We start from the raw sequence: 19,875 nt of genomic DNA on the forward strand, positions 1-19,875 counted from the left end.
CGCGGACAACCCCGCGCCGCCACGAGCCCTCCCCTGCGCCTTGCATGAGAAATATCACTGAAACGAGCCTTCCGCCATGTCCGACACCACTGAAAAGCCCGCTGAAAGACCTTATATCCTGCACATGTTCACGGCCACGCCGCAGATGAGTCCATTCGACGTGAACATGGCCGCCGACGCCGGCTACCAGATCATCGTGCCGTACTGCGGCGTCGATGCGGGGATTGTCGCGAACCTCACTCAGGACGCGATTTTCTCGCGTGGTCCGAAGGGTGTGTCGCGCACCGGCATCTTCATCGGCGGACGCGACGTCATGCTTGCGGCCGACATGCTCGACAGCGCGCGCAAAGCCATGGTGCCGCCGTTCGAAGTCTCCGTGTTCGCCGATCCGAGCGGCTCGTACACGACCGCCGCCGCGCTCGTCGCGTTGGTGGAGCGGCATCTCGCCAAGGCCTTCGGCATGGAACTGGGCGGCAAGCGCGTGCTGATTCTTGGCGGCACCGGCGCGGTGGGACGTGTGGCCGCGGCCATGGCGGCCTCGCTCGGCGCCGACGTGTCGATTGCAAGCCACAGCGACCCGGCGCGTGCGATGCATGTCAGCGACGACATCAATCAGCGCTTTGGCATCGTCACCAAGGGCGTGGGCACGGCAACCCCGGCAGAACTGCGCGCCGCGTTGGGCGAGGCCGAAATCGTGCTCGCCACGGCCATCGCCGGCGTGCAGGTGGTCGGCACCGAGGATCTCGCGCATGCCCGGCATCTGCTGATTGCCGCTGATGTGAACGCCGTGCCGCCGGAAGGCATTGCGGGCGTCAACGTGATGAACGACGGCAAACCGATCGAAGGCGTGCCGACGGCCGGCGGCGCCATCGGCATCGGCGCGCTGGCGATCGGCAATGTCAAATACCAGGTGGAGCATCGTCTCTTCATCCGCATGCGCACCGGCGGCAAGCCGGTCTACCTGGGTTTCCCGCAAGCCTTCGACGAGGCCCGCGTCGTCGCGGCCGGCCTCGGTTGAGTGCGCTGCGTCGCACCCGCGCGTTACCACGACCCGAGTCGCCATGAAGCCGCGCCCATTGCTCCCGCACGCGCCGTTCGTCGTCGTGGCGGGACTGTCCGCCCGCATGCTCGCGCAGTCCGCCGCGCGCGCCGGCCTGCGCGTCGCCGCGCTCGATGTGTTCGGCGACCGCGATACCCGCGAAGCGTCCGAGTTGTGGTTCGACATTGGCGGCGGGCCATTGGCGATCGACGGGCAGCAACTCGCCGCGGCGCTCGAACGCACCGCGCGTTTGCCAGGCCTCATCGGCTGGATCGACGGCAGCGGGCTCGAGCCGTTCGTCGCGCGCTTGTGCGCGATGCCCGGCCTGCCCCGCTTCATTGGCAATCCTGTGGAAGCGAGCGCCGCGGTGCGCGAACCGCAGCGGTTTTTCGCGCTACTGGACGCGCTGGATATTCCGCATCCGCCGGTCGCGTTCGCGCCGCCCGCTACCATGCAAGGATGGCTGGTCAAACGCGCGGACGGTTGCGGCGGCACCCATATCGAGCCGGCCTCGGCGTTCGGCGATGCGCGCGTGCCCGCGCAAGCCTATTTCCAGCGCCGACGTGACGGGCGCTCGCTATCGGCGCTATTCATTGCCGCTCGCGGCAGTGCGCGCGTGCTTGGCTTCGCGGAGCAACTCACCTGCGCAATGGGGCATCTGCCTTTCGTTCATACCGGATCGATCGGTCCGATCGATCTGCCGCCGAGCGTGGTGGCACGCGTGCACGCGGCCATCGCCGCGCTTAGCGCGCAGACCGGCCTCACCGGCATCAATAGCTGCGACTTTCTGCTCGACGGCGACGCGTTCGAACTGCTCGAAATCAACACCCGCCCCTCGTCGACGATGACGCTCTACGAGACCGCGTCGCCGCACGCGTGGCCGCGCGGCCTGCTCGCCTGTCATATCGAAGCCTGCCGCCACGGCCGTCTGCCGCCAGCGCCCACTGCGTCGCCGTGGCGCGCGGGTCAACAGGTGCTGTTCGCGCCGCGTCCGTTCGCCGTCTCCCCGTCCTTCAGCGACGCCTGCCTGCGCGACCCGCTCTGCCGCGACGTGCCCATGCCCGGCATGCGGATCGACGCCGGCGACCCGGTCTGCACGCTGCTCGTGCGCGCAACTTCGGTGGACGCCGTGCGGTACGCGCTCGCCGCGCAGCATGCGCTCGTTCTGCAACGAATCGAAACCTGTCATGAACCCGACTATGCCTTCATCCAATGCCACTCCTGACGCGCCGCAACCTCCGCAGCCGCCGCTCGCCGGTGCTGCCGCGCTAAGCGTCAACGCGCTGAGCGAGCGTCTCGTCAGCCGTCTGGTCGAGGACGCCGTGCGCTTCGGCGCGGCCATCACCCACACGGAACACGGCACCGTGCTGGTCGACGCGGGCGTCACGGCGCCCGGCAGCGTCGCGGCCGGCGTGCTGATTGCGCGCATCTGCATGGGCGGCCTCGGCCACGTCACGGTGCGCGAAAGCCTGGACGCGCAGCCGCTGTGGCCCAGCATGATCGAAGTGCGCACCTCGTGGCCGGTGCTCGCCTGCCTCGGCAGCCAGTACGCCGGCTGGAGCCTGTCGGCGACGAAGGAACAGACCGGCGGCAAGAAGTTCTTCTCGCTCGGTTCGGGTCCGGCGCGCGCGCTGGCGGTGAAAGAGCCGCTGTTCGCCGAACTCGGCTACCGCGACCGGCACGAGCGCGGCGTGCTGGTGCTCGAGGTCGATCGCCTGCCGCCGCAGGTCGTGATCGACAAGGTGCTGCACGACTGCGGCCTCGCACCTGAGCGGTTGACGCTCATTACCACGCCGACACACTCTGTCGCGGGAACGGTACAGGTGGTGGCGCGTGTCGTCGAGGTTGCGTTGCACAAAACGCATGTGCTCGGCGTCGCGCTGGACGAGGTGGTGGAAGGCGGCGGCTCGGCGCCGCTGCCGCCACCCGCGCCGGACGGCATTCAGGCAATGGGGCGAACCAACGACGCGATCCTGTACGGCGGCCGCGTGCATCTCACCGTGAAGCACGATGCCGTGGCCAGACAGCTCGCCGAGGAATTGCCCGCATCTACTTCACGCGATTACGGCCGCCCTTTCGCGGACATCTTCACGTCGTTCAATTACGACTTCTATCAGATCGATCCCGCGCTGTTCGCGCCCGCCGAAGTGTGGGTGAGCAGTCTTGAGAGCGGCGCGACGTATCACGGCGGGCGCGTCGACGCGGCATTGCTGCACGACCAATGGGGCGGCAAGCCATGAGCGTCCCCGAGCCTCACGCCGACTCCGTCACCCCGCGAGCGACTCTGCGCATCGCGATCATGACCGACGAAACGGGCTGGCATACCGGACGTCTGAAAAAAGCCTTCCGCGCGCGCGGCGCGGAAGCACGCTGCATCGATCTGGCGGATTGCCGGATCGACACGACATGGGAGCCGTATGGCCTGGTGCTGCCGGGCTTCGGTCACACGCTGCCGGACGCGGTTTTCGTGCGCGGCATTGCCGGCGGCACCTTCGAGCAGGTCACGTTGCGGCTGGGCATCCTGCATGCGCTGCGCGAGTCCGGCGTGCCGGTCTACAACGACGCGCGCGCGATCGAGCGCAGCGTCGATAAATCGATGACGAGTTTTCTGCTGCACCGCAACGGCGTACCGACGCCCGCGACATGGGCCGGCGAATCGGCGGCATTCGCGCAGCGTGTGCTGATGCGCGAAGCGGCGGCCGGACGCCAGGTCGTGCTCAAACCGCTGTTCGGCTCGCAAGGCCACGGACTCAAACGGCTCGGCGCGGGCGGCCCCCATTCTGGCGCGCTGGCCCCTCTGCCCTCGCTCAAACCGTATCAGCAGGTTGCGTATCTACAGCGCTATATCGATGGCGGCCGCCCGGGTTTCGACTGGCGCGTGCTGGTGATCGGCGGCCGCGCCGTGGCGGCGATGCGGCGGGTCGGCGGCAAGGGCTGGATTCATAACTTCGCGCAAGGCGCGACATGCGAGGCGGCCGAACTCGATCTGCCGCTCGCGCAAACCGCGGTGCGCGCCACAGAGGCACTCGGACTCGACTATGCGGGCGTCGACCTGATTCCCGATCCCCAAGACGCTGCCCGGCCGCTCGTGCTGGAAGTGAACGGCGTGGCGGCATGGCGCGGCCTGCAGTCTGTCACGCCGGTCGATCTCGCCGCGGCGCTCGCCGACGACCTGCTGCAGCGCAAGCTGCCCGCGCAGCGCCGCGCCGTCAGTGAGCCCGCGCAAACCGGCGAGGCCGCCGTCGTGGCGTTGCATGGACGTCATGGCTGAGCCTCCCTGTTCCGTCGCAGTCGACGACGTTCACGCCGCTTTCCTAGCGGCGTGCCGGCTCGATGTGGAAACGCCCAAGCCCGGCAACGTCAGCGTGCAAAGCGCAGGCCACGGCATGCGAGCAGCGCAGTTCATCACCAGCGCAGAGGCCGCCGCCGATGCGCTGCTCAAACGCGGCGCGCCGGTCGGCCAGCGCGTGCTCGATGCGCTGACCCGCACGCGCGACGCGGTCGGCTGCAACACGAACCTCGGCATCCTGCTGCTCGTCGCCCCGCTCGCCGCGGCGCTGGAGGACACCGTGCGCCCGCTGTCGGCCAACGCCTGGCGCACGGCGACCACACGCGTGCTCGCGCGGCTCGATATCGACGACGCGCGCCTCACGTACCGCGCAATTGCGCTCGCCAACCCCGGCGGTCTCGGCGAAGCCCCCGAGCAATCGGTCCACGAGCCGCCCACGGTCAACCTGCGCGAGGCGATGACCCTCGCCGCCGGGCGCGACAGCATCGCCCGTCAATACGCGGAGAGCTTTCGCGACATCTTCGAAACCGGGCTCGCCGCGTATCGCGAGATGCCCGCCGATCAGCCGCACGTCGCGACCCTCAATGTGTTTCTCACCTTTCTCGGCCACTGGCCCGACTCTCACATTGTGCGTAAGCAAGGTCGCGCCGTGGCGCAGAGTGTCACGCTTGCGGCACGCGAACGGCACGCGCAATGGCGCCTCGCGCTCGCGCAAAAGCACCCTGACGCGGCGGCTCAACCGCTCGATGCATGGGATGCCGAACTGAAGGCGAGCGCGATCAACCCCGGCACCAGCGCGGACCTGACCGTGGCGACGCTGTTCGTCGCCGGCTGCCTCGCCTGCGCCTGCAGCGCCGGCGCATCGCCACGCGAGCGGCGCGAACCGCGCACTGGCACGGATCCTGTTAGTTAGTGCCACCGTGCATCAACCAGCCGCCCGGCGATCGGGCAATACGATCGCCACCGGCGGCATGTCAGTCAGCAAGTCCGTATTCCACTCATCGGAGGAACAGAATGGCCAAGATCAATCGCGTGCTGATAGGAGAGTCGCTCGTCGGCGACGGCAACGAGGTCGCACACATCGACTTGCTGATCGGACCGCGGGGTTCGGCTGCGGAAACCGCATTCTGCAATGCGCTCACCAATAATAAGGATGGCTTTACATCTCTACTTGCCGTCATCGCACCAAACCTCCTCACCAAGCCGAACACGATTCTGTTCAACAAGGTGACCATCAAGGGCGCCAAACAGGCCGTGCAGATGTTCGGCCCCGCGCAGCACGCCGTTGCGCTCGCTGTCGCGGACAGCGTCGAGGACGGCACGATCCCGAAGGACGAGGCGGACGACCTGTTCCTGTGCGTCGGCGTCTTCATTCACTGGCAGGCGGAAGACGACAAGAAGATTCAGGAGTTCAACTACAAGGCAACGCGTGAGGCGATCCAGCGCGCGGTTGCCGGTGAACCGACTGCCGCGGAAGTCGTGGCGAAGAAGGGCAGCGTCGCGCATCCGTTTGCCCCGAACTGAGTGTGCGCGAGTTCGCGTGAATGCGACGGGCGCCCGCCGTTACGCGGGCCCCGGGCTGAAGCGCGAACTCTTTGATAGAGGCATGAGATGACCATACGATGTCGTGCGCTGGCGGCCTTCGCCTGCATCGCGCTCGCGGTACCGCTCGCCTGGGCGGACGGCGACACGCCCACGGCGCCTGCCCCGGCGGGGGGCTACAACTACCCGACGCAGGGCCGCGTCGAATACGTGTTGAGTTGCATGGACGACAACGGGCACGATTTCGTGAACGTCTATAAATGCTCGTGCGTGATCGACAAGATGGCCGCCAAGCTGTCCTACGATGACTTCGTCGCTCAGTCGACGTTCTCGAAGTACGCAACCTTGGGCGGCGAAGGCGGCTCGGAATTTCGGGTCGACCACGCGAAGGCGCAGACGAAGAAATTCCGCACGTTGCAGACGGAGGCCTATCACAGTTGCGGAATAGGCTCCGACAAAACGGCGTCGGCGAAATAGCCGAGCGTGTGACGCGTGTGAGGCGTGTGAGGGCCTTGGCGCGCGGAGCCGGCAACGGCGCCGCGCCGCTCTGTCGCGCTCAGTTCGGAATCAACCCTGCTCCAAGCGACGCATACCCCACGAGACTCGTGGCCGGTTGGGCCATATCGCTGCGCTGCCGCTCGATCTGCACGCCGACGGCCGCCACGTCATCGAACTTGGCGGGTTTGGCGAGCGCCACACGCACCCAATGAGCGCCGAAGTCGTTGATCAGCAGGCGCGCCACCGCTTCGGCAAGCGCTTCGAGCAGGCGCACGCCGTGCGAGGCGAGCAGCGCATGCAGCGCATTGCGTACCGCCGCATAGTTGATCGTGTCCTCGATACGATCCGTCGTGCATGCACGGATCGCGGGAACCCCGATCGCGAGGTTCATCCTCACCGGCTGCAGCACATGTTGCTCGCTGCTGTCGATACCGATAATCGTCTGACCGATGAATTCCTCGATAAAAACGATGTCCATGCGCCCGGACCGCGCGCCGGTAGCCGGCGAATCGGACGGGACAGTGGCGCCCGGCGCGCCGGCAGCGGAGAAACTGGCAAGGCGAACGGCATCGATACGGTCCATGGTGTACTCCGCCGCAGTGCGGCAAAAAATTGAGCAAGACGAGTTAGACGACGGGATTCGGGTAAACGCAAACGGGTAAACATAAAGCAGGTCGGGTGACAGCACGCGCAGCACTCTGCGCCGAACCTGCAACACTCTCCCTGCTGCCGGCGAGCTGGAAACGTTCTTCACGGCATGGCTTCGGGAAAAGCAAAAATCGGGCACGCCATGTAGGGTTATGGCGACTTCTTATTGAACGGGAGCGACATCCGGCGTACAGTTTTAAGCCGACGCCTGACATAACGGCGAATCACTCGGTGCGCATACGGACCGCAGAAGCCGCGGCGCGAGGGGAAGACAGTATCGATAAAGCGGCACTCGTGGCGTGCATCGCGAAGCAGAACTCATGCAACGCAATGCGGACCGGCGCGCACGAACTGACGCAACGGAGACAGGCCCTATGTCGTTGCTTGCTGACAGCACGCTGCACGTCCGTGAAGTTCTGAACGTCGTCAACCATCAGTTGGCAACGCGACCGACGAGCGAACCCGTCGCTCAATCGTGGGCGCGCTGCATGAACGAATTCCAGCTCGACCCTTCCCGTTTTGTCACGCCCCCGGTCCTGACGGACTACGAACTAAGCTCGCGCCGCGATGCCATGGGCGATCTGATCGCGTGCTCGAAGCTCGAAATGACCACGCTTTATCAGCAACTGGCCGATCCCGAACTGGCGGTCGTGCTGGTCGATGCGGGTGGGATGATCGTCCATCAGGTTTCGTCGGTGCCTTTCGCTGAAGCCGTGGCGGCAGACGGCTTTCGCGTCGGCGCCTTGTGGAGCGAGCGCGAAGCCGGCACGAACGGCATGGGCACGTGTCTGGCCGAACGCGACTGCATCGCAGTGTGCCAGCACGAACATTTCTATCCGCGCTATACGTCGCTCACCTGCTCCGCCGCGCCGATTTTCGACGACCGCGGCGAGATTGCCGCCGTGCTGGACGTGACGAGCCGCTCGAAGCTGCTCCAGCAGCATTCTCTGGTGCTCGTGGGCATGTCGCGGCAAATGATCGAAAACCGCCTGCTGGATGCGCGTTACCGGCACGCGAACATGATCCACTTCCACAGCCGCCCGGAATTCGTTGGTACGCTGCACGGCGGCAAACTGGCGGTCGCGGACGACAGCACGGTGCTCGCCGCGAATCGCAGCGCCCTCTTTCAGCTCGGTTTCCGCACGCTCGGCGAATTGCGCGGCCGGCGCATCGAGGAAGCCTTCAATGCATCGCTCGAAGACATGATCGCGCGCAGCATTCGCGGGTCGTTTCATCCTGTTACCGTGTATAGCGCGAACGCGACCAACCGCTTCTTTCTCGTCGCGCAAACGCCGCAAAGCAGCGCGGGGCGCGGCACCAGGGTGGCGATGACAGCGCCGGCCGCGCGCGCCAGCGCCGTCGACAAACGGCCGGCGCCGGCCCGGCTCGACGAAATCGCGCACCTCGAATTCGGCGACCCGCGCATGGCTTCGCAAATCCAGCTTGCGGCGCGCGTGGTCCAGCGCAAAATCCCGGTCATCATCCGCGGGCAAACGGGCACCGGCAAGGAAGTCTTCGCGCAGGCGCTGCACAGCATCAGCCCGCACGCGGCGGGCCCGTTCGTGCCGGTGAACTGCGCGTCGCTGCCCGAAAACCTGATCGAAAGCGAACTGTTCGGCTATCGTGCCGGCGCCTTCACCGGCGCGCAGCGCGAAGGGCGGCGCGGCAAGATCGTGCAGGCCAACGGCGGCACACTCTTTCTCGACGAAATCGGCGACATGCCGCTCTCGTTGCAGGCGCGGCTTCTGCGCGTGATCGAGGAACACGAGGTCACGCCGCTCGGTGCCGAGACGACCATCAAGGTCGATTTTCAGCTCATTAGCGCGAGTCACCGCAATCTGCTCGAACTCGTGCATAGCGGGCAATTCCGCGAGGATCTGTATTACCGGCTCAAAGGCGTCGAACTGAATCTACCGCCGCTCGCGGAACGGATCGACAAGCTCGCGCTGATTCATCATCTGCTCGAAAACGAATCCGACGATGAACCACCCGAGTTGACCCCGGAAGCCGAACACGCGTTGCTGACCTATGCGTGGCCCGGCAATATCCGCCAGTTGCGTCACGTGTTGCAGATGGCTATCGCGCTGTGCGACGGGCAGCCGATCCGCTGCGAAGACCTGCCTGCCGAAGTCACGCAACGTGGGCCGGAAACCGGACTGGTGGCGGCTTCCCGCACGGCGGTAGCGGACCCCGAACCGCATCTCGCCGACGAAGCGGATCTTTCCGCGCTCAATGCGATCCAGTTGAACGAACGCGGAACCGTTCTCACGCTGCTCGACGAGCATCGCTGGAATGTCAGCAACGTCGCCAAGGCGCTCGGCATCAGCCGCAACACGCTGTACCGGAAGATGCGCCGGCTGCACATCCGTCTGTCGCACGACGGCTCGGCGCTCGACGGCGCGCCGCCCGACGGACTGTCACCCGACGATTCGCCATCCGAAGAATCGCCGCCCTGTAACGCATGACCCAGGCGCCCGCTCGCAATCTCGCGGACTTCAAGCCCGATGCGCGCTTCGCATGGTGCGTAACCGGCTCCGGCCACTTGCTCGACGAGTCGATTGCGCTCGCACTTGAGTTGCCGCGCGTCGACCTCTTCCTTTCCGCAGCCGCGGAAGAAGTGCTGCCGCTTTACGGCTGGCCGCTGCCGACCTTGCGCAAGCACTTCCGCGTGTTTCGCGACAATAGCGCGAGCGGCGTGCCGGTCGGCATGCTCTATCACGGTATGTATCACACGGTCGTGATCGCGCCGGCCACCAGCAATACGGTGGCCAAATGCGCGTTCGGCATCTCCGATACGCTGCCGACCAATATGTACGCGCAGGCGGGCAAGCAATGCATTCCGGGCATTGTCTTTGCATGCGACACGGAACCGACCGTGGTCACGCAAAGCCCGAACGAATGGGTCGAACTGCGTCCGCGGGCGATCGAACTCGACAACGTTGAGCGCCTGTCGCGCTTCGAATACACGACGCTCGTCCGCTCGCTGGATGAACTGAAAGCGGCGCTCGCTGAACGCTTGTCGACTCTCGATCTCGCATGAATCTCGCATGAATCTCGCATGAATCTCGCATGAAACAGCCCCCACGCACCTTGCGGTCGCGGCTCGCCGAGTGGGAATCAATACGCCTTGCGCGGACCGACGCGTACTGACATGGACCACATTGTCTTCCTGACTGGCCGGCTCGCCGAAAAGAGCCTGATCCGCGTGCTCGAAAGCATGGCGCCGACGCCGTTCAGTTGGGAGATTCGCGAAATCGGCCTGCAGGTCGCGGCACTCATGACGGCCGACATGATCCGCCGCCGGGTGCCTGTTCCGCTCGTCGCACAGCGCGTGATCGTGCCGGGTCGCTGCCGTGGCGATCTCGCCGCGCTGGCCGAACACTACGGCGTGCCGTTCGAGCGCGGCCCGGAGGAGGTCAAGGATCTGCCGCAATTCTTCGGCCGCGAGGCGCAGCCTTTCGACCTGACGCGCTACGAGACCGACATTTTTGCCGAGATCGTCGATGCGCCTCGGCTCGACCTGGACGGCATCGCCGCGCGGGCGCGCGAGTACGCCGCGCAGGGCGCAGACGTGATCGACATTGGTTGCCTGCCCGAAACGCCGTTTCCGCATCTGGAAGACGCGGTGCGCCTGCTGAAAGACCAGGGGTATCGTGTGAGCGTCGATTCGATGCGTAGCGAAGAACTGCTGCGCGGCGGCCGCGCCGGCGCCGACTATCTGATGAGCCTGAACCTCGATACGCTATGGATCGCCGACGAGGTGCCGTCCACGCCGATCCTCGTCGCCCGCGAACCGGGCGATCCGGCCTCGCTCGACGCCGCGATCGAGCTGCTCGCCGCACGCGGACGCGCGTTTCTCGCCGACCCGATTCTCGATCCGATTCCATTCGGCCTTGCCGCGTCGATTGCGCGTTATGTCCGGCTGCGCGAGCGTTACCCGGATATTGCCATCATGATGGGCATCGGCAATGTCACCGAGTTGACCGAGGCCGACACCAGCGGCATCAACGCCGTCCTGCTCGGCATGGCCGTGGAGCTTCGCGTGAGCGCGGTGCTCACCACGTCAGTCAGCCTGCATGCGCGGCGCGCGGTGCGCGAAGCCGACGTAGCCCGCCGGGTGATGCACGCCGCCCGCGAGGCGCAGGTGCTGCCCAAAGGCATCAACAGCGATCTTGCGACCGTTCATGCCAAACGCCCGTTTCCGTACAGCGCCGCCGAAATCGACGAGTTTGCCCGCGACGTGCGCGACCCCAACTTCCGTGTCCAGGTCAGCGCCGACGGCATTCATGTCTACAACCGCGACGGCCATCGCCAGACAGGCGACCCATTCGCGCTCTACCCTGACCTGCATCTCGAAGCCGACGGCGGCCACGCATTCTATATGGGCGTCCAGCTCGCGCGCGCGGAGATCGCATGGCGGCTCGGCAAGCGTTTCGATCAGGACCAGCCGCTCGACTGGGGCTGCGCGGTCGAGCGTCCCGAGCAGGACCTCACGGCGTGGCACGCGCCGGGCGAGACGATGAAAAAGCGCTGAAGGCCGGCGCCCGAGCGTCCATTCATTGCGCCATCGCCAACGCGCCAGCGCCTTCGCTGTCTTCGTTTACCTGCTCCAGTTCGTCGCGCATCGCGGCGATCGCCCGCGCGTAGTCGCCAGCGCCGAACACCGCGGAACCCGCCACGAATACATCCGCGCCCGCCGCCGCGATCTGCGCGATATTGGCCGCCTTCACCCCGCCGTCCACCTCGATCAGCAAGCGCCGTCCGGTCCGCTGCATCGCCGCATCGACCCGTTCGCGCAACGCCCGCAGTTTATCCAGCGTTTGCGGAATGAACGCCTGCCCGCCGAAACCGGGATTCACCGACATCACGAGCACTACGTCGAGCCGCTCGATCACATGGTCGAGCACCGTGAGCGGCGTGGCCGGATTGAGCGCCAGTCCCGCGCGCGCGCCGCTCGTCTTGATGAGCTCGATGGTGCGGTGTACGTGCAGCGACGCTTCCGGATGAAAGCTGATGGTATTCGCGCCCGCTTCGGCAAAGCTGGTCACGAGCGAATCGACGGGCATCGTCATCAGATGCACGTCGATCGGCACGGACGTATGCGGACGAATGGCCGAGCACACGAGCGGCCCGACCGTGAGGTTCGGCACGTAATGATTGTCCATCACGTCCAGATGAATCCAATCCGCGCCGGCCGCGGTCACGTCGCGAATCTCGTCGGCCAGGCGGGCAAAATCCGCCGACAGCAGCGATGGGGCGATCAGGAAATCACGCATTGGCGTCTCCTTGGAAACAGGTCAGTGGTTTAGTGGTAACGGCGCGCCATCGCATCGAGCGGCAAGGGCTTGATGCGCGACGCCTGGCCCGCGCAGCCGAACGCCTCGAAACGTTCGACGCAGATCGCGCTCGCCGCCGCCGTCGCCGCCTTCAACGCGGCGCGCGGGTCGAATTCGGCGCGCGCATTCGCCATCGACTTGCGCATCGCGCCGCTCATCGCGAGTCGGATGTCGGTGTCGATATTGACCTTGCGCACGCCATGCGCAATGCCGCGCTGGATTTCCTCGACGGGCACGCCGTATGTGGTGGGAATCTCGCCGCCGTATTCGCGGATCACCGCGAGCCACTCCTGCGGCACCGACGAGGAACCGTGCATGACGAGATGCGTGTTCGGAATCCGTTCATGAATTTCGACGATCCGGTCGATCGCGAGAATATCGCCGGTCGGCTGGCGGCTGAATTTGTATGCGCCATGCGACGTGCCGATCGCAATCGCCAACGCGTCCACGCCGGTCGCCTCCACGAAAATCTGCGCCTCGCGCGGATCGGTGAGCAACTCGTCGCGCGAGAGCTGGCCTTCGGCGCCCACACCGTCCTCGTCACCCGCCGTGCCGGTTTCGAGCGAACCGAGACAACCGAGTTCGCCTTCGACGGAAACGCCCACCGCATGCGCCGCCTCCACGACCCGGCGACTCACGTCGACGTTGTACTCGTAGGCTGCGGGCGTCTTCTGGTCGGGCAGCAGAGAGCCGTCCATCATCACCGACGTGAAGCCCGAGCGGATTGCCTGCTGACACACCGCCGGGCTCGCGCCGTGATCCTGGTGCAGCACGAGCGGGATATCCGGATGCGCCTCCAGCGCGGCCAGCACGAGATGGCGCAGGTACGGTTCGCCCGCGTACTTGCGCGCGCCCGCCGACGCCTGCAGGATCACCGGACTGGCGGTCGCTTCGGCGGCCTGCATGATCGCGTGGATCTGCTCCATGTTATTCACGTTGAAGGCGGGCACGCCGTAGCCGTGCTCGGCCGCGTGGTCCAATAGTTGCCGCAGTGCTATGAAGGGCATCGCAAACTCCTCGAAGTCGAATCGGATCTGAACGTATTGGGTCGCGGCGTCCCGCACGGCGGCGTTATCGCGCGCGTTGCGCGACGCGGCGGGCTTCATCCACCACCGCCCGCGCGGTCAGGTCGAAATGCTCGAACAGCGCGGCAGCGGGGGCGGATTCGCCGAAGGTATCGATACCCACCACGCCGCCTTCGAGTCCCACGTATTGCCGCCAGAACGCCCGCACGCCCGCTTCGACCGCGACGCGCGGCACACCCGGCGGCAGGACCGCGTCGCGCCATGCGCCGGGCTGCCGGTCGAACACGCTGGTGGACGGCATCGACACGACCCGCGCGGCGATGCCCGCTTCGGCGAGCAGCACGACAGCATCGAGTGCAAGTGAGACTTCCGAGCCGGTGGCGATCAGCACGACCCGCGCTTGCCCAGCCTGCGCCGGCCAGTCGCGCAACACATAGCCGCCGCGCTCGATCGCGTCGATCTGTTCGCCGCTGCGTGCGGCGAACGGCAGATTCTGGCGGCTCAACAGCAGGCACGACGGGCCCTCGCGTTCCACCGCGCTCGCCCACGCGCGAGCGGTTTCGACGGTGTCGCACGGACGCCAGACATCGAGTCCGGGAATCAGCCGCAAACTCGCCGCGTGCTCTACGGACTGATGCGTCGGCCCGTCTTCGCCGAGGCCGATCGAGTCGTGCGTGAACACGAAAATCGAACGGGTCTTCATTAAGGCTACGCTGAAGAAGCCACCGTTTTCGCCGACAGCTTGATGCTGAATTCCGGAATGTGAGATCAGCGATGCGACCGGTTCGATTTCCCGGCCCTGAAGGGCCTGGCAAGCGGGGCTCTCGACCCATTTCGGCTGCTTATGGACGCACCTGTGCCATCAGCCGCGCGCGGCTCATGTAGATGTTGGCCAGCGCGAGTGCAGTAAAGGCACGCGTGGCGTTCTTCGCGAGGCCGCGATAGCGCACCTTGCCGAAGCCCCACAGCCGCTTGACCACCGCAAAGACGTGTTCGACCCGGGCACGAATCTTCGACTTGTTGCGGTTTTTCGAGCGCCTGGTTTCATCGACTTCACCACTGCGATTGCGCACACGCTGGTTGGTGAAGTCCTTCGCTTTCGGCGCCTTGCTGGCGATGAGTTCCTTCTGGCTCGCATAGGCGCTGTCGCCGTACACACGCCGCTCGTCGCCGTGCAGTAGCGCCGGCAGCGGATGCTTGTCATGCACGTTTGCCGCCGTCACTACCGCGCTGTGTGCCAGTCCCGTCTGGCTATCCACACCGATGTGCAGCTTCATGCCGAAGTACCACTGCTGGCCCTTCCTCGTCTGATGCATTTCGGGGTCTCGTGCCTTGTCCGCATTCTTCGTGGAACTGGGCGCACCGATGATGGTGGCATCCACGATCGTGCCGGTGCCAACCTTCAGCCCATGCCCTTGCAGTACTTCGCCGACCTTGGAGAACAACTGCTCGCCGAGCTTGTTGCGCTCCAGCAGCCGGCGAAACTTCAACAGCGTCGTGCCATCGGGAACCCGCTCGCGCCCCAGGTCAATCCCGACGAATCGCCGCAATGCGGTGCTGTCCAGCAGCGCCTCCTCGCACGCCTCATCCGCCAGGTTGAACCAGTGCTGCACAAAGTGCATGCGCAGCATGCGCTCCAGACCCACTGGCGGGCGACCGCCTTGACCCTTCGGATAGTACGGCTCGACAACCTCGCACAATTGCGCCCACGGCACGATCTGCTCCATCGTCTCAAGGAACACATCGCGTTTGGTTGGCCGACGGTACTGTTCAAATCCGGCGCCTTGATCGGCCGCCATCGCAAGGGTCTGTTGTTTCATGCACATCTAACGATTGAACGCCCAATGCCGTTGACCTTTTTCAGCGTAGCCTTAACGCGGCCATGCGTAACGCGCTGCGCGAATAGTCGGAGAACGTGAGGAAGGTGCCGCCGAACGGAATATGCCCGCGATGCAGCGCGATGCCGTTCATCACCGCGCTCATGCCGAATTCGCGCACGCCGTAGTGCAGATAGTTGCCGCCTCGCAGTCCGTTGTCGTCGGCGTGCACGTCGACCGAGGTTTTCCAGTTGGTGAGGTTCGAGCCGGTCAGGTCGGCCGAACCGCCCAACAGTTCGGGCAATGCGCGAGCCAGCACGGTGATTGCCTGCTGCGAGGCCTTGCGGGTTGCAATCGATTCGGCCGCGTGGTCCGCGTCGCGCACCATCGCGCGGACCGCATCGCGCCACTGCGCGGGCAGCGTGCCTTGCGTGCGGCGCTCGAACTCGGCCGCTTCATGCGGATAGTGCTGGCGATAGGCTGCGAAACGCGTGTTCCAGTCGGCTTCGGCGCTCGCGCCTCGCTCGTTCGCGTCCCACAGCGCGCGAACCTCTGCGGGCATCGCGAACGGCGCATGCGGCCAACCGAGCACCCGCCGCATGTTCGCGACTTCGTCGGCGCCGAGCGGCGCGCCGTGTACATCGTGCGTACCCGCTTTTGACGGCGACCCCTTGCCGATCACCGTGCGGCAGCAGATCAGCGTCGGCCGGTCCGTTGCGCGTGCGCGCGCCAAGGCCTGGTCGACCGCGTCCACGTCGTGTCCGTCCACTTCGCGCACGACATGCCAGCCGTACGCCGCGAAACGCGCCGGGGTGTCGTCGCCGAACCACTGCGCGACGTGGCCGTCGATCGAGATGCCATTGTCGTCGTACAGCACCGTGAGCTTGTCGAGCTTCAAGGTGCCGGCGAGCGAAGCCGCCTCGTGCGAAATGCCCTCCATCATGCAGCCGTCGCCGGCAAATACATACGTGCGATGATCGACGATGGAATGGCCGGGCCGGTTGAATTCGCGCGCGAGCAGCGCCTCGGCGAGCGCCATGCCGACCGCGTTTGCCAATCCCTGCCCGAGCGGGCCAGTGGTCGTTTCGACGCCGGGGGTCACGCCCACTTCAGGATGCCCGGGCGTTTTGCTGTGCAATTGCCTGAACCGCTTGAGTTCCTCGATCGGCAGGTCGTAGCCGGTGAGATGCAGCAACCCATACAACAGCATGGAGCCGTGCCCGTTCGACAACACGAAGCGGTCGCGGTCGGGCCACGCCGGATGACGCGGATTGTGTTTCAGATGCCGGTCCCACAGCGCGACGGCAATCTCGGCCATGCCGAGTGGCATGCCGGGATGACCAGACTTTGCGGCTTCGACCGCATCGATCGCGAGCATGCGCAGCGCGTCGGCCATCAGCCGGGTTGCGGGTAGTGGGACGGGTAGTGCGACGGATTCTGCGACGGCACTCATCGAATGTCTCCTTGCTCGAAATGGACGGACCGTGTTGCGCGGCGCCTCAGGCGCGCGCCCGACGGTCGACCAGTTGCAGAATCATCGGCGTGAAAATCAGCTGCATCGCCAGACCCATCTTGCCGCCCGGCACGACGATCACATTCGGGCGCGACATGAACGAGTCGTGCAGCATGGTCAGCAGATACTGGAAGTCGATCCCCTTCGAGCGAGCGAAACGGATCACGACGAAGCTCTCGTCCGGCTGCGGAATTTCACGCGCGATAAACGGATTCGATGTATCCACCGTCGGCACGCGCTGGAAGTTCACATGCGTGCGCGAGAACTGCGGACAAATGTAGTTCACGTAGTCAGGCATACGCCGCAGGATCGTATCGACCACGGCCTCGTGCGAGTATCCGCGCATGGTCTGGTCGCGATGCAGTTTCTGGATCCATTCGAGGTTGATGATCGGCACGACGCCGATCAGCAGATCCGCGTGCCGCGCAATGTCGATATCGTCGGTCACCACCGCGCCGTGCAGACCTTCATAGAACATCAGGTCCGTGTCGGGCGTCACGTCCTCCCACGGCGTGAAAGTTCCGGCATCCTGCTTGTAGAGCCGCGTTTCGGGTTCGTCATGCACGTAGTGGCGCAACCTTCCGGTGCCGTTCTCGCCGTAACTGGCGAACAGGGACTCGAGCTCTTCGAGGAGATTCGCTTGCGGTCCAAAATGGCTGAAATTCGGCGCGCCATCCCGCTCGTGCTCTTTCATGGCCTCGCGCATGCCGTTGCGGTCATAACGATGAAAAGCATCGCCTTCCACGATCTGCGCGTTGATCTTTTCGCGCCGGAAAATATGGGTGAAGCTCTTCATCACGGTCGTTGTGCCGGCGCCGCTCGAACCGGTTACCGCGATGATCGGGTGTTTGACTGACATGCGCTTGTCTCCGGATAGTAGTGTTCTGGTCGGCCGCGCTTCGCGAGCCTGGGTATTCGGACCGCTAAGCGGTGAAACCCGGCAGGAACAGCGAGCGCCGGCTGAAAAGCGGTGAGCTGAAGGGTTGATCCTCGCCACGGTCGTATTCGCCGTGATAGCGGCCGATGCGCTCCACCTCGTTCTTCGAGCCGAGAATCACCGGCACGCGTCCATGCAGCGCGCGCGGCACCACGTCGAGAATGCGCTCGCGCCCGGTGATCGACAGACCGCCTGCCTGTTCGACGAGAAAGCTCATCGGGCTGGCTTCATACAGAAGCCGCAAGCGCCCTTCCATAGCCGCCGTCTTCGAGTCGCGCGGGTACATGAACACGCCGCCGCGCATGAGGATGCGATGCACCTCGGCGACCATCGAGGCGATCCAGCGCATGTTGAAGTCGCTCGCGCGGCATCCGCTGCGCCCGTCCTTGCATTCCTGCACATAGCGGCGCACCGGCGGTTCCCAGAACCGTTCGTTGGACGCGTTGATCGCGAACTCGACGGTGTCTTCGGGAATTCGGATATTCGAATGCGTGAGCACGAAGTTGCCGATGTCGCGCTCCAGTGTGAAGCCATGCGTACCGTTGCCGACCGAGAGCACGAGCATGGTCGATGGGCCGTAGACGGCGTAACCCGCCGCCACCTGTTCGCGGCCCGGCCGCAAAAACGCGGACTCGCCGATCGTGCCGCGCGGCTCGCCCGCGTTGCCGTCCACGCTGCCATCGCCATTGCGCAGCACCGAAAAGATCGACCCCACCACACCGTTGATGTCGATATTCGACGAACCGTCGAGCGGATCGAAGGCGAGCAGATAGTCGCCGCGCGGGTAGCCAGGCGGAATCGAATAGACGCTCTCCATTTCCTCGGACGCCATCGCCGCCAGCAGTCCGTCCCATTCGCATTGCTGCACGAAGATTTCGTTGGTCGCGACATCGAGTTTCTTCTGCTCTTCGCCGTGCGTGTTGAGACTTTGCGCGGAACCGTAGTTGCCGCCGAGCGCGCCTTTGGTGAGCATCGCGGAGATCGACTTGATCGCGGCGGCGACGTCGATCAGGAGCGCCGAGAGGCCGGCGTTACGTACCGTCCCCGCCGAACTGGGCTGGCGGTCGAGGGTGTCGATCAGAAACTTCGAAAGCGTCGTACGTCCGTCTTGCATGGCGATCTCCTGAGGATTGTTTTCGTTTAGCCTGGCGGCGCCGGCACGGCGCGCGTTGCATGAGGGGACGCAGGCGCCCCGGCGTTTGCGGCGAGCGGTTCAGTGAACACGCGGCTCGCACGCACGTCGGCTGCGGCGATCAGGGTGAGCGCGGCTGCGTCGATCGGCGCGCCGCCTTGCATCGCCGTGGCGAACAGACGATTGGCCTGGCGCAGCCTTGAGCGATCGAGCGCATTGCGCACCGAGCGGGCGTTGGCGAAATTCGCCTGGCGGGTGCGCAGGGCGAGATAGTCCGCGAAAGCGCGCCGCGAATCGCCGTCGAAACGGTAGTGCATCGTCGCGAGCATGCGCTCGGCAATGTCGAGCAGTTCCGCGCCGTCGTAGTCGGGAAACGTGATGTGATGCGCAATGCGCGAGCGAAAGCCCGGATTGCTCTCGAAGAACACTTCCATGCGATCCGCGTATCCGGCCAGAATCACCACCAGATCGTCGCGCTGGTTTTCCATGGTCTGAAGCAGGATTTCGATCGCCTCCTGACCGTAATCGCGTTCGTTTTCCGGGCGGTACAGGTAATAGGCTTCGTCGATAAACAGCACGCCGCCCATCGCGCGTTTCAGTACATCGCGCGTTTTCGGCGCGGTATGGCCGATGTACTGGCCGACCAGATCGTCGCGCGTTACTGAAACCAGATGATTGCGGCGAATGTAGCCGAGCCGGTGCAGCACTTCGGCCATGCGCAGCGCGACGGTGGTCTTGCCCGTGCCGGGATTGCCCGAGAAGCACATATGCAAGGTGGGCGCGCCGCTCGCGAGACCGAGCGAATCGCGCGCGCGCTCAACCAGCAGATGCGCCGCGATCTCGCGAATGCGGGTCTTCACCGGAATGAGCCCGACCAGATCGCGGTCGAGTTCGGCGAGCACGTCGCCGATGCCGGAATCGCGATAGAGCGCGGCGAGATCGACCTGCGGCGCTGGCGCGCGCCTGTCGTGCAGCGCGACAGCGGCAGCGTCCCGCTCTGCGGAAAACGGCGCGTTCGTGTCCGGCGCGTTCGTGTCGATGGCGGCAGCTTCGGTCATGGCCACTCCTTCTGCTCATGGCGGTTCATCGAGCCTCGCAT

The 19,875-nt window shown here is 65.3% G+C and carries 17 protein-coding genes and 2 pseudogenes; 10 read left to right on the plus strand and 9 right to left on the minus strand.

From position 1 onward, the window contains the following. The first annotated feature begins 76 nt into the window (after positions 1 to 76). From BLW71_RS25960 to BLW71_RS25990, 7 genes are all read left to right on the plus strand, one after another. Positions 77 to 1,018, plus strand: coding sequence for an NAD(P)-dependent methylenetetrahydromethanopterin dehydrogenase (locus BLW71_RS25960; protein WP_091803520.1), 942 nt, complete (start codon positions 77 to 79; stop codon positions 1,016 to 1,018). Between the two features lie 43 nt (positions 1,019 to 1,061). Beyond that, positions 1,062 to 2,264, plus strand: coding sequence for an ATP-grasp domain-containing protein (locus BLW71_RS25965; protein WP_091803523.1), 1,203 nt, complete (start codon positions 1,062 to 1,064; stop codon positions 2,262 to 2,264). After that, the gene (gene mch, locus BLW71_RS25970) at positions 2,239 to 3,279 is read left to right on the plus strand and encodes a methenyltetrahydromethanopterin cyclohydrolase (RefSeq protein WP_091803526.1); all 1,041 of its coding nucleotides are present in this window, start codon (positions 2,239 to 2,241) and stop codon (positions 3,277 to 3,279) included. Before BLW71_RS25965 ends, mch begins: the two co-directional genes overlap by 26 nt. Then, positions 3,276 to 4,310 carry an ATP-grasp domain-containing protein gene (locus BLW71_RS25975; RefSeq protein ID WP_091808882.1) on the plus strand — a complete coding sequence of 345 codons (1,035 nt, stop codon included), beginning with the start codon at positions 3,276 to 3,278 and terminating at the stop codon, positions 4,308 to 4,310. Before mch ends, BLW71_RS25975 begins: the two co-directional genes overlap by 4 nt. Then, entirely contained in the window at positions 4,303 to 5,241 is a 939-nt protein-coding gene (locus tag BLW71_RS25980; protein WP_091803530.1) for a triphosphoribosyl-dephospho-CoA synthase, read from the plus strand. The genes BLW71_RS25975 and BLW71_RS25980 overlap by 8 nt, the downstream gene beginning before the upstream one ends. Before the next feature lie 101 nt (positions 5,242 to 5,342). Continuing rightward, entirely contained in the window at positions 5,343 to 5,852 is a 510-nt protein-coding gene (gene fae, locus BLW71_RS25985; protein ID WP_091803533.1) for a formaldehyde-activating enzyme, read from the plus strand. 87 nt (positions 5,853 to 5,939) lie between these two features. After that, the gene (locus tag BLW71_RS25990) at positions 5,940 to 6,347 is read left to right on the plus strand and encodes a hypothetical protein (protein WP_091803536.1); all 408 of its coding nucleotides are present in this window, start codon (positions 5,940 to 5,942) and stop codon (positions 6,345 to 6,347) included. Positions 6,348 to 6,426: 79 nt separating this feature from the next. Here the strand turns inward: BLW71_RS25990 and BLW71_RS25995 are convergent, their stop codons facing one another. Further along, positions 6,427 to 6,951, minus strand: a complete 525-nt coding sequence (locus tag BLW71_RS25995; RefSeq protein ID WP_091803539.1) for a dihydroneopterin aldolase — start codon at positions 6,949 to 6,951, stop codon at positions 6,427 to 6,429. Between the two features lie 439 nt (positions 6,952 to 7,390). Between BLW71_RS25995 and BLW71_RS26000 the strand changes: the two genes are divergently transcribed. From BLW71_RS26000 to BLW71_RS26010, 3 genes are all read left to right on the plus strand, one after another. Continuing rightward, positions 7,391 to 9,481 carry a sigma-54-dependent Fis family transcriptional regulator gene (locus BLW71_RS26000; RefSeq protein WP_091803542.1) on the plus strand — a complete coding sequence of 697 codons (2,091 nt, stop codon included), beginning with the start codon at positions 7,391 to 7,393 and terminating at the stop codon, positions 9,479 to 9,481. After that, entirely contained in the window at positions 9,478 to 10,056 is a 579-nt protein-coding gene (locus BLW71_RS26005) for a flavoprotein (protein ID WP_091803545.1), read from the plus strand. Before BLW71_RS26000 ends, BLW71_RS26005 begins: the two co-directional genes overlap by 4 nt. 111 nt (positions 10,057 to 10,167) lie before the next feature. Beyond that, positions 10,168 to 11,550 carry a DUF6513 domain-containing protein gene (locus BLW71_RS26010; protein WP_091803548.1) on the plus strand — a complete coding sequence of 461 codons (1,383 nt, stop codon included), beginning with the start codon at positions 10,168 to 10,170 and terminating at the stop codon, positions 11,548 to 11,550. Positions 11,551 to 11,572: 22 nt separating this feature from the next. Here BLW71_RS26010 and rpe read toward each other — a convergent pair whose 3' ends face one another. From rpe to cbbX, 8 genes and pseudogenes are all read right to left on the minus strand, one after another. Next, entirely contained in the window at positions 11,573 to 12,292 is a 720-nt protein-coding gene (rpe, locus tag BLW71_RS26015; protein WP_091803552.1) for a ribulose-phosphate 3-epimerase, read from the minus strand. Between the two features lie 29 nt (positions 12,293 to 12,321). Further along, positions 12,322 to 13,359 carry a class II fructose-bisphosphate aldolase gene (fba, locus tag BLW71_RS26020; RefSeq protein ID WP_091808884.1) on the minus strand — a complete coding sequence of 346 codons (1,038 nt, stop codon included), beginning with the start codon at positions 13,357 to 13,359 and terminating at the stop codon, positions 12,322 to 12,324. A 64-nt stretch (positions 13,360 to 13,423) separates the two neighbouring features. After that, positions 13,424 to 14,086: pseudogene (locus BLW71_RS26025) on the minus strand (transketolase-like TK C-terminal-containing protein); the annotation flags it as partial. A gap of 133 nt (positions 14,087 to 14,219) precedes the next feature. Continuing rightward, positions 14,220 to 15,197 carry an IS5 family transposase gene (locus BLW71_RS26030; RefSeq protein WP_091796501.1) on the minus strand — a complete coding sequence of 326 codons (978 nt, stop codon included), beginning with the start codon at positions 15,195 to 15,197 and terminating at the stop codon, positions 14,220 to 14,222. A 52-nt stretch (positions 15,198 to 15,249) separates the two neighbouring features. After that, positions 15,250 to 16,647 (minus strand): annotated as a pseudogene (locus BLW71_RS26035) (transketolase family protein); the annotation flags it as partial. Between the two features lie 46 nt (positions 16,648 to 16,693). After that, entirely contained in the window at positions 16,694 to 17,566 is an 873-nt protein-coding gene (locus BLW71_RS26040; RefSeq protein WP_091803556.1) for a phosphoribulokinase, read from the minus strand. 64 nt (positions 17,567 to 17,630) lie between these two features. Continuing rightward, complete coding sequence (locus BLW71_RS26045) at positions 17,631 to 18,758, minus strand: class 1 fructose-bisphosphatase (protein WP_091803558.1); 1,128 nt, start codon at positions 18,756 to 18,758, stop codon at positions 17,631 to 17,633. 26 nt (positions 18,759 to 18,784) lie between these two features. Then, entirely contained in the window at positions 18,785 to 19,834 is a 1,050-nt protein-coding gene (cbbX, locus tag BLW71_RS26050) for a CbbX protein (RefSeq protein ID WP_177205120.1), read from the minus strand. Between the last annotated feature and the right edge of the window lie 41 nt (positions 19,835 to 19,875).

This window comes from Burkholderia sp. WP9 (genome assembly GCF_900104795.1).
In the GTDB taxonomy this organism is placed as follows: Bacteria; Pseudomonadota; Gammaproteobacteria; order Burkholderiales; family Burkholderiaceae; genus Paraburkholderia.

Bases quoted from the DNA above. Each gene is read 5' to 3' on its own strand.
- BLW71_RS25960 (WP_091803520.1), top strand. From the start codon at position 77: ATGTCCGACACCACTGAAAAGCCCGCTGAAAGACCTTATATCCTGCAC.
- BLW71_RS25965 (WP_091803523.1), top strand. From the start codon at position 1,062: ATGAAGCCGCGCCCATTGCTCCCGCACGCGCCGTTCGTCGTCGTGGCG.
- mch (WP_091803526.1), top strand. From the start codon at position 2,239: ATGCCTTCATCCAATGCCACTCCTGACGCGCCGCAACCTCCGCAGCCG.
- BLW71_RS25975 (WP_091808882.1), top strand. From the start codon at position 3,276: ATGAGCGTCCCCGAGCCTCACGCCGACTCCGTCACCCCGCGAGCGACT.
- BLW71_RS25980 (WP_091803530.1), top strand. From the start codon at position 4,303: ATGGCTGAGCCTCCCTGTTCCGTCGCAGTCGACGACGTTCACGCCGCT.
- fae (WP_091803533.1), top strand. From the start codon at position 5,343: ATGGCCAAGATCAATCGCGTGCTGATAGGAGAGTCGCTCGTCGGCGAC.
- BLW71_RS25990 (WP_091803536.1), top strand. From the start codon at position 5,940: ATGACCATACGATGTCGTGCGCTGGCGGCCTTCGCCTGCATCGCGCTC.
- BLW71_RS25995 (WP_091803539.1), bottom strand. From the start codon at position 6,951: ATGGACCGTATCGATGCCGTTCGCCTTGCCAGTTTCTCCGCTGCCGGC.
- BLW71_RS26000 (WP_091803542.1), top strand. From the start codon at position 7,391: ATGTCGTTGCTTGCTGACAGCACGCTGCACGTCCGTGAAGTTCTGAAC.
- BLW71_RS26005 (WP_091803545.1), top strand. From the start codon at position 9,478: ATGACCCAGGCGCCCGCTCGCAATCTCGCGGACTTCAAGCCCGATGCG.
- BLW71_RS26010 (WP_091803548.1), top strand. From the start codon at position 10,168: ATGGACCACATTGTCTTCCTGACTGGCCGGCTCGCCGAAAAGAGCCTG.
- rpe (WP_091803552.1), bottom strand. From the start codon at position 12,292: ATGCGTGATTTCCTGATCGCCCCATCGCTGCTGTCGGCGGATTTTGCC.
- fba (WP_091808884.1), bottom strand. From the start codon at position 13,359: ATGCCCTTCATAGCACTGCGGCAACTATTGGACCACGCGGCCGAGCAC.
- BLW71_RS26030 (WP_091796501.1), bottom strand. From the start codon at position 15,197: ATGAAACAACAGACCCTTGCGATGGCGGCCGATCAAGGCGCCGGATTT.
- BLW71_RS26040 (WP_091803556.1), bottom strand. From the start codon at position 17,566: ATGTCAGTCAAACACCCGATCATCGCGGTAACCGGTTCGAGCGGCGCC.
- BLW71_RS26045 (WP_091803558.1), bottom strand. From the start codon at position 18,758: ATGCAAGACGGACGTACGACGCTTTCGAAGTTTCTGATCGACACCCTC.
- cbbX (WP_177205120.1), bottom strand. From the start codon at position 19,834: ATGACCGAAGCTGCCGCCATCGACACGAACGCGCCGGACACGAACGCG.